7 protein-coding genes and 1 pseudogene are annotated in these 12,919 nt (G+C 71.6%); 4 read left to right on the forward strand and 4 right to left on the reverse strand.

Features of this window, described 5'->3' with window-relative positions; translation table 11 throughout:
* Positions 1-22: 22 nt before the first annotated feature.
* Together EDF48_RS14520 and EDF48_RS14525 are read right to left on the reverse strand one after the other, a co-directional pair.
* On the reverse strand, positions 23-1,105 hold the full coding sequence (locus tag EDF48_RS14520; RefSeq protein WP_243650110.1) for a Fic family protein: 1,083 nt from the start codon (positions 1,103-1,105) through the stop codon (positions 23-25).
* Positions 1,106-1,312: 207 nt separating this feature from the next.
* Positions 1,313-2,413, reverse strand: a complete 1,101-nt coding sequence (locus tag EDF48_RS14525; RefSeq protein WP_131847021.1) for a VanZ family protein — start codon at positions 2,411-2,413, stop codon at positions 1,313-1,315.
* A gap of 74 nt (positions 2,414-2,487) precedes the next feature.
* Between EDF48_RS14525 and EDF48_RS14530 the strand changes: the two genes are divergently transcribed.
* From EDF48_RS14530 to EDF48_RS14545, 4 genes are all read left to right on the forward strand, one after another.
* Positions 2,488-3,384 (forward strand): serine hydrolase domain-containing protein, encoded by an 897-nt coding sequence (locus EDF48_RS14530; RefSeq protein ID WP_131847022.1) that lies wholly within the window; start codon positions 2,488-2,490, stop codon positions 3,382-3,384.
* Positions 3,385-3,462: 78 nt separating this feature from the next.
* Positions 3,463-4,173, forward strand: coding sequence for a 5'-methylthioadenosine/S-adenosylhomocysteine nucleosidase (mtnN, locus tag EDF48_RS14535; protein ID WP_123939135.1), 711 nt, complete (start codon positions 3,463-3,465; stop codon positions 4,171-4,173).
* Positions 4,174-4,464: 291 nt separating this feature from the next.
* Positions 4,465-6,450 carry a potassium transporter Kup gene (locus EDF48_RS14540; RefSeq protein WP_243698113.1) on the forward strand — a complete coding sequence of 662 codons (1,986 nt, stop codon included), beginning with the start codon at positions 4,465-4,467 and terminating at the stop codon, positions 6,448-6,450.
* Between the two features lie 204 nt (positions 6,451-6,654).
* Positions 6,655-9,756, forward strand: coding sequence for a choice-of-anchor G family protein (locus EDF48_RS14545; protein WP_165932411.1), 3,102 nt, complete (start codon positions 6,655-6,657; stop codon positions 9,754-9,756).
* A gap of 306 nt (positions 9,757-10,062) precedes the next feature.
* Here EDF48_RS14545 and EDF48_RS14550 read toward each other — a convergent pair whose 3' ends face one another.
* Both EDF48_RS14550 and EDF48_RS19180 read right to left on the reverse strand, forming a co-directional pair.
* Positions 10,063-12,489, reverse strand: a complete 2,427-nt coding sequence (locus tag EDF48_RS14550) for an excinuclease ABC subunit UvrA (protein ID WP_131847026.1) — start codon at positions 12,487-12,489, stop codon at positions 10,063-10,065.
* Between the two features lie 94 nt (positions 12,490-12,583).
* Positions 12,584-12,919 (reverse strand): annotated as a pseudogene (locus EDF48_RS19180) (hypothetical protein); the annotation flags it as partial.

The raw sequence follows: 12,919 nt of genomic DNA on the forward strand, positions 1-12,919 counted from the left end.
TCCAGTCCGCTTGGTCGACGGTTCAGGGGCGCTGTGCCGGACCGCGCCGCAGGGCGCGAGCCGCGAAGGCCTCCAGCGCCTCGATGAGTGCTTCGGCGATCCAGATCCGGTTGCGTTGCTTCGAGTTCGCCGGTCGGAGGACGCCGCGTTGCACCAGGGTCTCGACGGCACGGTACGCGGTCGGCGCAGCGACACCGAGACGATCCTGGACGAGACCGGCGTTGAGGACCGGATGCTCGATCACGAGGTCGACCAGGGCTCGCGCTCGGTTGTCGGAGCGGAGATCCGAAGTGGCGTCGGCCCAGCTGGCACGCACGGCGCTGACGTCGGAGGCGAGTCGTCTGCCCGAGGCGACCGCGAACCAGGCCGCCTGGGTGAACGCCCGCACGATGGCGTCGACGTCGCCGGCGCGGTAGGCCGTCAACGCCTCGTAGTACGCATCGACGTCGTGGAGCAGCCCCGCGGACACGGGGACGGCGATGTTCTTCGTCACACCGGCTTGCCGCAGCATCGCGTGCACCAGTGCCCGGCCGGTGCGTCCGTTGCCGTCGAGGAACGGGTGGATCGTCTCGAACTGGGCGTGCGCGATCGCCGCGTGCGCGAGCGCCGGGACGTCGAGCCGCCGCACGAACCCGACCAGATCGGCCATCGAATCGCCGACGCGGCTGTGGTGCGGCGGCACGAAGGCCGCTTCGTGCGGACTGAACTCCGTGCCACCGATCCACACCTGCTGCTGGCGGAACCGGCCCGTCATCTGCGGCGCCGAATCGGAGAGCAGTGCTTCGTGTATCTCGATCACCGCGGCTTCGTCGATCTGGTCGCGGAGCGCCAGGGCGGCTTGCATCGCACGGACGTTGCGGACGATCAGCGCCGCGTTCCCGCTCGTGCGCTCACCGAGCTCACTCTCGGCGATCGCGCGCGCGCCACTGGTCAGGTTCTCGATCTGGGACGACGACGCGGACTCGCTGCGGAGCAGCATGGACGCGAACGGCAGGACGGACGAACCGAGTTCCGCGTCGAACCGTCCGATCGCGACCGCTGCCTCTGCGGCGTCCGCGAGCACGTCCGGGGACACTCGGACGCTCGTGGTGGCGATGGTCGGCACGACGGCAGCGGTGTACGGTCCACGTGCTGCCAGGCGAGCGCGTCGGGATGTGCCGCCGTCGTCCTCCACGGTGTGCCATGAGCGCTGTTCATCCTGCAGGGCAGGCCACCGAGGGCGCTCGGGACCACCGGAAGGGTCGCTCAACCGTTCATCTCCGCTCGCGTTGGTAACACTTACGACGAATATAGAACCAACGCCATCGGTTCGCTAACTTCTCTCAGTCGAGCCTTCCCGTGCCGCGCGCTCGTCCACCACATCCACCCGCGCCAGCACGTTCGCGAACCCGCGCCGCCCTCGGGTGGCGAACAGCCCGATGACGGCTGCGACGGCGAGAGCGAACGCCAGCAGGCCGGTGAAGGGCAACGCGGCGGCGGTGGCCGTCGCCCACCCGCCGGAGCCCGCGGCCCACCGCACCAGGCGCTGCCAGGCCGTCGGCCGCGGCTCCGGTCGGAGCCGGACGACTGCCTCGCCGAGCGTGCGCCCGGACGCGAGCACCACCACCAGCTGGACCGCCGGTGCGACGAAGGGCAGCGTGGCGAGCAGGACCCGTGCGAGCGTGGAGTTGAGGTCCTGCCCGGCGAGGGCGAACGACAGGCTCGTGATCGACACCAGCGCGCCGGTGGTCAGCACCATGGCGAGCAGGTCGCAGAACATCCCGAACCCGCGGCGCCAGATCGTCACCCGGCGGGGCAGATCCGACGACGGCTCGCCCCGGTGCCGGACGAGCACCCAGAGCACGGGGGAGACCAGCGTGCCGACGAGTGCTCCGGTGGTGTTCGCGAGCAGGTCGTCGACGTCGAACAGCCGGTACGAGCACGGGTACAGGAACCAGTCGCCGGTCAGCTGCGTGCACTCGATGAGCAGCGAGACCAGGAACCCGGCGACGGTCCCGACGACCACACCGGCCAGGAACCGTCCGTGCAGGAACACGTGCCGCACGAGCATGCCGAGGGGGACGAACAGGATGACGTTGAAGACCACCTGCGCCGCGGCCGGGTTCGCGAGCAGGGACCGGGGGCCGGAGAGCCCGCCCTCCTTCGCGATGTCCCCGACGAACGCGAACGGCGTCAGCTGCGGTCCGGAGGCGGCGCGACAGATCGCCGCGACCTCGCTGGTGTCGGGCAGGGGCAGGAGCGTGTACGTGACGAGGGCGAGCCCGTAGACGACGGTGGCGAACGCCAGCACCGCGTTGCCGACGCCGAGGGTGCCCCGGCGTCGGTACTGCAGCGCTGCCCACGGCACCAGTCCGGCGATCGCGATCGCGGACCCGACGAGCAGCGCGATGACGGCAGGGGTCGCGGAGGTCATCCCTCGACCCTAGGGATCCCGTGGGACACGCGTCCGGCTGCTGGCCGTGCCGCGACTCGCGAGAGGATGGCGGTGTGACCACCGCGACCACCATCCTCGACGCGATCGTCCGGCAGGTCGACGACACCGGCTTCGGCGCCCACGGCCTGCACGTCCGCACCGGTGGCGGCACCGCGGACGACGTCGCCGAGCACCGCTGGACGCCCGACGCGCGCGAGGAGATCCACTCCGCGGCCAAGGGCATCTGCGTGCTCGCCACCGGGATCGCCGCCGACGCGGGTCTGGTGGACGTCGACGAACCGATCGCCGCATCGCTGCCCGGGTTCGAGTTCGGGGACGGCGCGGACCAGGTCACCCTCCGGCACCTGCTCACGATGACGAGCGGGATCGACATGCCCTGGTCGGCGACCGAGCTGACCGACTGGCCGGACCTGGCGGCCGAGTTCCTGCGGCGGCCCTCGCGGGGTCGCGTGTTCCAGTACGCCAACGTCAGCACCTACACGGCCATGCGCGTGCTCGAGACCCGCGTCGGCGACGTCGGCGCGTTCGTGTCCCGACGCCTGTTCGACCCGCTCGGCATCGAGGACGTCGAGTGGCTGCGCTGCCCGAACGGGTACGTCGCCGCCGGTGAAGGACTGGCGCTCCGGACCGAGGAACTCGCGCGCCTCGGTCGGCTCATCCGCGACGGTGGCGTGGTCGACGGGCAGCGCATCGTCGGCGCCCGCTGGTGCGACGCGATGCACTCCGACTGGGTCGAGCGCGAGGGGACCGGACCCGGGTACCACCGCTACGCGATGGCCGGATGGGGCGGTCCGGGGCAGCTGTGGCGGCTGCACGGCGCGTACGGGCAGATGCTGCTGTTCGACGACCACCCCGACGGCGACACCGTGGTCACGATCACCGCCGACGACCACTTCGGCGCCGACGCGATGGCCGCGTTCGTCGCCGAGGAGCTCGCCCGGCAGCGGTAGCCGGCAGCGGTAGCTGGCAGCGGTAGCCGGCAGCCGTCGCTGGCAGCCGTCGCGTCCTCGCCGTGCGAGGATCGATCAGTGCAGGAACAGACGCCCGTCGCGATCATCATCGCGGCCATGAGCGAAGAGGTCTCCGCCTTCGCCGACCTGTTCGGCGGGGTCCCGATCCTCGACGGCCCCGTCGGAGGCCACGACCCGCACCAGCTGCTCGACATCGGCGGCGCCACCGTGGCCGTCCGCCGCAGCGGCATCGGCTTCACGAACGCGACGGCCGCCGTGGCACACGGCTTCCACGACTTCGGACCCGGCATCCCCGTGATCAGCGTCGGGACCGCCGGCGGCCTCATGCACGGCATCGCGATCGGTGACGTCGTCGTCGGCGACCGGTACGTCAACCTCAACGCGGACGCCACCGCGTTCGGCTACGCCCTCGGCCAGGTGCCCGGCATGCCGACCGGGTACGCCCCGGACGCCCGACTGGTCGAGCTGGCGATGGCCGCCGACATCGCCTGGCCGCTGCGCTCGGCGACGATCGGCTCGAGCGAGGTCTTCGTCACCGAGGGGCGCGCCCGGACACTCCGCGACGCCTTCCCCGACGTGGCCGCGGTCGACATGGAGTCGGCCGCCATCGCCCAGTTCGCCCACGTGCACGACATGCCGTTCGTGTCGGTCCGCTGCATCAGCGACCTCTGCGCCCCCGACGGTGCCGAGTTCCGCGAGCACCTGGACGGCGCCGCGGCGCGCGCCGCCCGCGTGGTCCACGACCTGGTGCGCGGCCTGCGTCCCTGAGACCCGGCCCGCGAAAGCGACAGTCCTGCGGCACGGGGCACCGTTCGGTCCGGCATCGCGACAGATCTCCGCGAACAGTTCGCGGCACGCTGTCGCTTTCGCGGATGTGGACCCGGCCCACCGTCGGACGGGAGGCGCGGTGCGGGCCCGCCACGGGCCTCCCGTCCGCCCCCGGCGCACGTCGAGAGCCACGGTGCGCACGCATGTGCGCCACCTGCGAGCGCATCCCGCGCACGGTGCGATGATGAGCGGCGGCCGTCGCCCGGACGGCCGGAGACGGAAGTGCCGAGCGTGACCGAGACCCGCTCCGAGACCCCGACGGAACCGTCGAAGCCGACGGACCACACCACCCCCACGACCGAGGCCACCGACGACGGTGGCCACGGCCCGCGCAAGGGCGTCGCCGTCCTGGCGCTCGCCGCACTCGGCGTCGTGTTCGGCGACATCGGGACGAGTCCGCTCTACGCCCTGCGCACCGTGTTCACGATCGACGACGGCCTGGTGAAGGCGAACCAGGAAGACGTCTACGGCGTCATCTCGATGATGTTCTGGAGCATCACGATCATCGTCTCGATCAAGTACGTGCTGATCCTGATGCGCGCCGACAACGACGGCGAGGGCGGGGTGATGGCGCTCGCCGCCCTGGCCCGCCGGCTCTACGCGAAGCGTCGCGGTGGCGCGGTGATCTTCCTGGTGATCGGCATCGTCGGGGTCTCGCTCTTCTACGGCGACTCCGTGATCACCCCGGCGGTGTCGGTGCTGTCGGCGGTCGAGGGGCTCGGTACCGCGGCGCCGTCCGTCGAGCACCTGATCGTGCCGATCGCCGCGGTCATCCTGGTCGTGCTGTTCGCGGTGCAGCGCTTCGGCACCGGCAAGGTCGGCAACCTGTTCGGCCCGGTGATGCTGCTCTGGTTCGTCGTGATCGCCGCCGCCGGCGTCCCGCACATCCTCGAGCACCCCGGCGTCCTGCAGGGGCTCTCGCCGACGTGGGCGATCTCGTTCGCCTTCGCGCACCCGTACATCACGTTCGTGGCGATGGGGGCGGTGGTGCTCGTCATCACCGGTGCGGAGGCGCTCTACGCCGACATGGGGCACTTCGGACGGTCGCCGATCCTGAAGGCCTGGTTCTTCGTGGTGTTCCCGGCGCTCGTCCTCAACTACCTCGGGCAGGCGTCGCTGGTGCTGCGCGACCCGTCGGCGGCGAAGGACCCGTTCTTCCTGCTGTTCCCGGACGCGCTGCGGTTGCCCGTGGTGGTGCTGGCGACGCTCGCGACGGTGATCGCGAGCCAGGCCGTCATCTCCGGGGCGTTCTCGCTCACCCGCCAGGCGGTCCAGCTCGGGCTGCTGCCGCCGCTCACGATCCGGCAGACCTCGCGGCGGGAGAGCGGGCAGATCTACCTGCCCGCGGTCAACCTGCTGCTGTTCATCGGCGTGCTCGCGATCATGCTCGCGTTCCGGTCGTCGGCGAACCTGGCCACCGCGTACGGGGTGTCCGTCACCGGAGCTCTGGTCGTCGACACGCTCCTGCTCCTGCTCGTCGTCCGCCCGCTGTGGAAGTGGGCGACCTGGAAGCTCGTGGTCGCGGCGGTGGCGTTCGGCGGCCTCGAGCTGACCTTCCTCGCCGGCAACCTGTCGAAGATCATCCACGGTGGTTGGGTGCCGCTCCTCATCGCCCTGGCGGTGATCACGGTGATGACGACGTGGCGCCGTGGCCGGGCGCTCGTGCAGGAGGAACGCAAGGAGCGCGAAGGGTCGCTCGCCGACTTCATCGACCGCATCAACCACGAGCACATCCCGCGGGTGCCCGGGGTGGCGGTCTTCCCGCACCCGAACAAGGAGACGACGCCGCTGGCGCTCCGGGCCAACGTCGAGCACAACCACGTGGTGCACCGGACCGTCCTGATCGTCTCGGTGCTCACCGCCAACGTGCCGCACGTCCCGCACGCGAAGGCGTTCCACCGCGACGACCTCGGCTACGAGGACGACGGCATCGACCACATCACGGTGAAGTTCGGGTTCTCGGACGACCAGGACCTGCCGAAGGCCCTGCACGCCGCCTGCCTGGCCGAGGTCCTGGACATCGACCCGGAGGAAGTGCTCCGGGCGTCCTACTTCATCTCCCGCGGGGCCCTCCGTCCGATGCCCGGCAACCGGGGGATGGTGGCCTGGCGGAAGAAGCTCTTCGTCGGCCTCGCCCACAACGCCGCCGACCCCGCGGCACGCTTCGGTCTCCCGGCGCAGCGCACCGTGACGATGGGCAGCGACGTCGAGATCTGACCGCGCCGTCGAGATCTGACCGCGTCGTGCACCGGCGTTCTGCATCGGCATCCGCATCGGCATCCGCATCCGTAGAGCGCAGGCCCCCGTTCGGGGGTGATGGTCTTGTGCACCCGTTCAGGGTTACGCTCATCGGAAACACACCACAGCTGCAGGCAGCATCACCAACTGCCGGACCAGCACCAGGATCAGGAGCGAAGCCACATGAGGCTTGGAGTACTCGAGCGCGCCCAGAAAGACCCACGGGCGTCCACTTCCACCCGATGGTCAGGCCGGAGCAAGGGCGTCGCGATCGTCACCGCAGCGCTCCTCGGCGCCGGCGGCAGCATCCTCGCCGCCGCCCCCGCGACGGCAGCGCCCGTCGCGTCGACCGGGCAGGGGCGCTTCCTCAGCGGCTCCGCGCTCGGGTTGAACCTCGACGACATCCTCACCGTGACCCCGGCGGACGCGGTCAACACCGGTGGGGCCACGGACACCGACGTCCACCCGCTCGACGTCACCGCACTCAACGCGGTCAACGTCAACCTGGGCGGGGGCCTCAACCTGCTCGGGAACAACGGCATCCTCACCCTCGGTGCCGTCAACCAGTACGCCGCCGCCAACGCCGACGGCAGCTCCGTCGCCGCGTCCGGCGCGGTGACGAACACCGGCGGGATCGGCGTCGGCGGCCAGGACGGCGTCCCGCAGTCCAACGCCACGCTCGACCTGTCGGGTCTCATCGGGGCCGACCTGGCGGGCGCCCTCGCGAACGCCCAGCTCGAGGTCGGCGCCGTGTCGGCCACCGCTGCGCAGGCAGCCGGCCCGGACGGTGCGCAGACGGGCGACTACGGCATCGCCGGACTCGACCTGTCGCTGACGAGCCCCGCGCTCGGCACCACCGTCTCCGGTCTCCGCACCACCCTCGGCACGCTCCAGCCGACGGTCGACGGCGTCGAGGACACCCTGAACGCCCTCGGCCCGCTCGTGCAGGTCCAGGGCCTGCCCGACCTCGTCACGGTGCTCGACTCGGCCACCGGCGACGTCACCAGCGCCGACGGCTCGATCACGGCGAACCTGCAGACCGGTGCGATCACGGTCGACGTCGCCGCAGTGCTGACGAACGCCGGCCTGGACATCAACAACCTGCCGGCGAACACCGAGCTGCTGCCGTACATCACGGAGGCACTCACGACCCAGCTCCTGCCGGCGGTCACCACCGCGCTGCAGGGGGTCGTGACCCAGCTCACCCAGTCGCTCCGCGGGCTCACCGTCACGGTGGCGGGGCTCCCGCTGCCGATCGGTCAGCTCCTCGACGTCGTGAACCCGGTCATCGCGCAGGTCGTCGCCCCGATCAACCAGGTCGTCGCCGGCCTCGGTGAGACGGTCATCACGCCCCTCGCCAACGCCCTGACGACCGTCGTGTCGCTGCAGGCCAACGTGCAGGAGACCAGCGCCGACGGCGTCTTCACCCAGCGTGCCCTGCGCGTCGCACTGGTGCCGGCCGCCGGCACCGCCGTCGTCAACCTCGCCTCGGCTGCGGTCGGCCCGAACGCCGGTCCGCTCGCGGTCCCGACCATCACCACGCTCGACCCGGACAACGGGCCGGTCGCCGGTGGCACGGTCGTCACCGTCACCGGGACGGGCTTCACGGACGACGCCACGGTGTCGGTCGACGGTTCCGACCCGATCGCGGCGGACTCCGTCTCGGACGACGGCACCGAGCTGACCTTCACGACGCCGGCGCACGTCGTCGGCACGGTCGACGTCACGGTCACCACGCCCGCCGGTGAATCCGACCCGCTCGACTTCACCTACACCGACGACGCGGCTGCGGTCCCGACGATCACGACGCTCGACCCGGACAACGGGCCGGTCGCCGGTGGCACGGTCGTCACCGTCACCGGGACGGGCTTCACGGACGACGCCACGGTGTCGGTCGACGGTTCCGACCCGATCGCGGCGGACTCCGTCTCGGACGACGGCACCGAGCTGACCTTCACCACGCCGGCGCACGACGCCGGAACGGTCGACGTCACGGTCACCACGCCCGCCGGTGAATCCGACCCGCTCGACTACACGTACAACCCGGCTCCCGCAGCGGTACCCACGCTCACGACGCTCGACCCCGACAACGGGCCGGTCGGCGGCGGCACCCTCGTCACCATCACGGGCACCGGGTTCACCGACGACGCGACCGTCTCGGTCGACGGGTCCGACCCGATCGACCCGGAGTCGGTCTCCGACGACGGCACCGAGCTGACGTTCACGACCCCGGCGCACGTCGCCGGTCCCGTCGACGTGACGGTCACGACCGACGCCGGGACCTCGGACCCGCTGACGTACACCTACAACCCGGCACCCGCCGGGGCTCCGACGCTGACGGCGCTGGACCCCGACAACGGTCCGGTCACCGGTGGCACGGTCGTCACGGTCTCCGGCACGGGCTTCACCGACGACTCGACGGTCTCGGTGGACGGTTCCGACCCGATCACGCCGGACAGCGTGTCGGACGACGGCACCGAGCTGACGTTCACGACGCCGGCGCACACCGCCGGTGCGGTCCCCGTGACCGTCACCAACGGCTCCGGCACCTCGGCGCCGCTGCCGTACACGTACAACCCGGCCCCGGCCGCGGTCCCGACGATCTCCGAGCTGGACCCTGACAACGGTCCGGCCGCGGGTGGCACGGTCGTGACCGTCACGGGCACCGGTTTCACCGACGACTCCACGGTCTCGGTGGACGGTTCCGACCCGATCACGCCGGACAGCGTGTCGGCGGACGGCACGACGCTCACCTTCACGACCCCGGCGCACGCTGCCGGTGACGTCGAGGTCACGGTGACGACCCCGGGTGGCACGTCCGACCCGCTCGTCTACACCTACAACCCCGCGTCGACCACGACGACCCCGCCGCCGGTGATCACCTCGCCGACGGACGGTGGCACCGTCACGACGCCCAACCCGCCGATCACCGGCACCGGTCAGCCCGGCGCGACCGTCACGGTCACCGACGGCACGGTCGTCGTCTGCACCGCGGTCGTCGCGGCGGACGGCACCTGGAAGTGCACCCCGATCGTCGGCTTCGGCCCGGGAACGGTGACCATCACCGCCACCCAGACCGGCGCAGACGGCACCTCGGCGGCATCCGACCCGGTGACGTTCACCGTCCGCCTGGCAACCGCCGGCACCGGTGGCGCGGGTGGTACCGGCCCGAACGGGACGCTCGCCTACACCGGTAGCGACCCGGCCCCGGTGATCGCCTTCGCGATCCTGCTGATGCTCGCGGGCGTCGGGCTCACCATCGCCCGCCGCTTCCGTCGGGCTTAGTCCGCACCACCAGCAGCGCCCGTCGGGATCCGTCCCGGCGGGCGCTGCTGCGTGCGTGTGCGTGCGTGTGCGCGTGCGTGTGCGGTGCGTTGGCGTGTGCGGTGCATGCGTGTGCATCATGCGACGGGGCACCGGTTGATCGACGCGTGGAACGTCGGAACATGCACACGCAGCAGATGCGTGTGCATCATGCGACAGGGCACCGGTTGATCGACGCGTGGAACGTCGGAACATGCACACGCACCGGCGGTCGGGAGGCGCGGTGCGGGCCCGCCACAGGCCCCGTCCGTCCGCGGGTGGGCGCGATCAGTGCCCGAGCTGCTCCCGCAGGTACGGCGCGGTCCGGCTCTCGGCGGACGCCGCGACCTGGGCGGGGGTGCCGGTGGCGACGACGCGGCCGCCGTCCTCGCCACCGGAGGGCCCCATGTCGATGACGTGGTCCGCACTCGCGACGACGTCCATGGCGTGCTCGACCACGACGACGGTGTTGCCGGCGTCGGTGAGGCGTGCGAGCTGTGCGGTCAGCAGCTCGACGTCGGCGGGGTGCAGGCCCGTCGTCGGTTCGTCGAGCAGGTAGAGCGTGTGCCCGGTGCGCGCGCGTTGCAGCTCGGTCGCGAGCTTGATGCGCTGGGCCTCGCCGCCGGACAGCTCCGGAGCGGGCTGTCCGAGCCGCAGGTAGCCGAGGCCGACCTGGCGCAGGGCCTCGAGCCCGCGGGCAGCGGCCGGCAGCGATGCCAGGAAGGGGGCCGCCTGGTCGACGGTCATGCCCAGGACGTCGGCGATCGACGCACCGTCCCACCGCACCTCGAGGGTCTCGTCGTTGTAGCGCGCACCGTGGCACTCCGGGCAGGGCGCCCAGCTGCCCGGCAGGAACAGGAGCTCGACCGACACCGAGCCCTCGCCCTGGCACACCTCGCACCGGCCGCCGGCCACGTTGAACGAGAAGCGGCTGGCGGTCCAGCCGCGGGCCTTCGCGTCGTCGGTCGCGGCGAACGCGGCACGCACGGCGTCGAAGAGCCCGGTGTAGGTGGCGAGGTTCGAACGCGGGGTGCGGCCGATCGGCTTCTGGTCGACCTGCACGACGCGGTCGACGAGCGGGTGCGACGTCGCCACGCCGGGCAGGACCCCGCCGACGAGCGACGACTTGCCGGAGCCGCTGACGCCGGTGACCGCGGTGAGCACCCCGAGCGGCAGGTCGACGTCCAGGTCCTGCAAGTTGTGCAGGGTGAGGTCGCGCAGCTCGAGGGTCCCGACGGGGGTCCGGACGGTGCGCTCACCGTCGGCACGGTCGCGCGGGTGCAGGAACCGTCGGGTGACCGATGCCTCGACGTCGGCGAGGCCGTCGACGGGGCCGCTGTACAGGACGGTGCCCCCGCCGGACCCGGCACCCGGGCCGACGTCGACGATCCAGTCCGCCCGCCGCACGATGCTCATGTCGTGCTCGACGACGAAGACGCTGTTGCCGCCGGCACGCAGGTCGTCGAGGACCTCGACCAGGGACTCGGCGTCGGCCGGGTGCAGGCCAGCGCTCGGTTCGTCGAGCACGTAGACGACACCGAACAGGCCGGAGCGCAGTTGCGTCGCGATGCGCAGGCGCTGCGTCTCGCCGGGGGAGAGGGTCGGGGTGGCCCGGTCGAGCGCGAGGTACCCGAGGCCCAGGCCGACGAGCACCTCGACCCGTGTGAGCAGGTCGCGCGAGATCGCGACCGCGACCTCGGTGTGCTCGCCGGACGAGGCGCGTGAGGTGGCAGCGCTGGCGTCCGTGATGGTGGCGATCGGGCGCAGGACGTCGGCCAGCGCCGTGAGCGGCAGGCCGTTCAGGTCGGCGATCGAGTGGCCGCCGACCGTCACCGCGAGCGCGGCCCGGGTCAGGCCGGTCCCGCCGCAGAGGCCACACGGACCCGACTCGACGAACTGCAGCACCTTGGTCCGCTGCGTCTCGCTCTGCGAGTCGGCGAGGGTGTGCATCACGAACTGGCGTGCGCTCCAGAACCGCCCCTTGTACGGCTTCGCGACGCGGTCGCGCTTCGGGTGGACCTGGACCACCGGCTGCTCCTCGGTGAACAGCAACCAGTCGCGGTCCTGTCGGGAGAGCGCACGCCACGGCACGTCGATGTCGTAGCCGAGCACCGCCGTGACGTCGCGCAGGTTCTTGCCCTGCCAGGCCCCGGGCCACGCCGTGATCGCGCCGTCACGGATGCTCAACGACGGGTCGTGGACGGCCGAGGCCTCGGTGACCTCGTGGGCGATGCCGAGTCCGTGGCAGCGCGGGCACGCTCCGGCGACGGTGTTCGGCGAGAACGAGTCGGACTCGAGCCGGTCGGCTCCGGGCGGGTAGGTGCCGGCGCGGGAGAACAGCATGCGCATCGAGTTCGACAGGGTCGTCAGCGTGCCGACGGTCGAACGGCTGCTCGGAGCACCGCGGCGCTGCTGCAGGGCCACGGCGGGTGGCAAGCCGGTGATCGACTCGACGTGCGGCGTCGACCCCTGCGCGATGAGCCGTCGGGCGTAGGGAGCGACGGACTCGAGGAAGCGGCGTTGTGCCTCGGCGAACACCGTGCCGAACGCGAGCGAGGACTTGCCGGAGCCGGAGACGCCGGTGAAGGCGACGATGCGGTTGCGCGGGATGTCCACGTCGACGTCCTGCAGGTTGTGCTCACGGGCGCCGCGGACGCGGATGAAGTCGTCGGGCCCCGGTTGGTCGTCGGTCACGGTCGAGCGGGGAGCGGGCATCTGCTCGATGGTAGGCGGGTGCTGCTGAACGTGGTGAAGGGCCGTCCCGGTTGCCCGGGGCGGCCCTTCACGTGTGGTGCGGTGGTGCGGGGTGTTACTTGATCTGTGCGGTGATGGTGGCGGTGCCGACGAGGAGGCCGCGCTTGACGGCGTCGGTGCCGAAGGTCTTGTTCAGCAGGCCGGCGGCGTCTTCGGAGACGTGGACGGTGGTGCCGGTCAGGATGGCGTTGTCGCCCTCGAGCTGGAGGGGCTTGAGGGAACCGCCCCAGAGCTCGAACAGGAACGCGTTGGACGCGGCGACCTTGCCGTTGACCAGGACGTCACCGTAGAGCTTCGAGGAGCCCGGGTTCACGACGAAGTTCTCGAGCGTGACGGTGGTGTCGCCGGCCTTCAGGGTCAGGCCGGAGTCGTCGTGGTTGAGCAGGCCCTG

The sequence above is a fragment of the Curtobacterium sp. PhB191 genome, from assembly GCF_004346515.1.
Classification (GTDB): Bacteria; Actinomycetota; Actinomycetes; order Actinomycetales; family Microbacteriaceae; genus Curtobacterium.

What these genes read in the sequence shown, in the direction of transcription:
- EDF48_RS14525 (WP_131847021.1), bottom strand. Translation starts at nt 2,413, where the DNA reads ATGACCTCCGCGACCCCTGCCGTCATCGCGCTGCTCGTCGGGTCCGCG.
- EDF48_RS14545 (WP_165932411.1), top strand. Translation starts at nt 6,655, where the DNA reads ATGAGGCTTGGAGTACTCGAGCGCGCCCAGAAAGACCCACGGGCGTCC.
- EDF48_RS14550 (WP_131847026.1), bottom strand. Translation starts at nt 12,489, where the DNA reads ATGCCCGCTCCCCGCTCGACCGTGACCGACGACCAACCGGGGCCCGAC.